Source organism: Blastococcus sp. CT_GayMR20 (assembly GCF_004570345.1).
This window is the reverse complement of record NZ_SPQM01000325.1, coordinates 1-933: the sequence shown is the minus strand read 5'-3', so window position 1 is coordinate 933 and position 933 is coordinate 1. Positions and strand designations below refer to the sequence as shown.

Genomic DNA, 933 nt, shown 5'->3' with positions numbered 1-933 from the left:
ACGCCGAGGCCATCAAGAAGTTCACGATCCTCGGCACGGACTTCACCGAGGACAACGGGATGCTGACGCCGAGCCTCAAGCTCAAGCGCTCCGTCGTCATGAAGGAGTTCGACGCCGACGTCGAGGGCCTCTACGCCCGCTGAACGAACCGGCCGAGCCCCGTCCCGCGAACCGCGGGGCGGGGCTCTGCCGTGTCCGGACTCATGGCTCGTCGAGCAGGTCCTCGAACGTGGCGGCGATCGTCGTCCAGGACCAGCGCTGCTCCGCCCAGGCGCGGCCGGCGCGGCCCATCTCCCGTGCCCGGCCGGGATCGTCGAGGAGGCGGGCCAGGGTGTCCGCGACGGCGCCGGGTGACCGCGGCTCCACGACGTGCCCCGTGACGCCCTCGCGGACCGTCTCCGGCGCACCCCCGCTCGTCCCGGCCACCACCGGCCGGCCGCACGCGGCGGCCTCCAGGAAGACCATGCCGAGGCCCTCGACGTCGAGGCCGGCACGACGGGTGCGGCAGGGCATCGCGAAGACGTCGCCGGCCGCGTAGTACGCCGGCAGTTCCTCGACCGCGACCGGCCCGGCGAACACCACCGACTCCCCCAGTCCCCGGCCGGCCACGGCGCGCCGGAGCGCCGCCTCGGCGGGGCCGCTGCCGACCAGGAGCAGCCGTGCGCCGGGGTGGCGCTGCAGGACCCGGTGCCAGCCGGCCACCAGGACGTCCTGGCCCTTGCGGGCGACCAGCCGGGAGACGCACACGACGACCGGGGCGTCGCCGAGGCCGTGCCTCTCCCGCACCGTCGCGCCGTCGGCGTCGGGGGTGAACCGGTCGACGTCCACCCCGGGTGACAGCTGCGCCATGCGGGTGCGGTCCGCGAGCGCCGGCGCCAGCCGGCCGCGGGTGTACTCGCTGATGTAGGTGAGGACGTCGAGGTGCCCGGCGAT

Annotated in this window: 1 protein-coding gene; it reads right to left on the bottom strand. The window is 75.2% G+C overall.

What is annotated here, in order from left to right; all coding sequences use genetic code 11:
• Window positions 1–201 precede the first annotated feature (201 nt).
• Window positions 202–933: glycosyltransferase family 4 protein (locus E4P40_RS27735; protein ID WP_135161489.1), on the bottom strand; the 732-nt coding region annotated here is incomplete at its 5' end.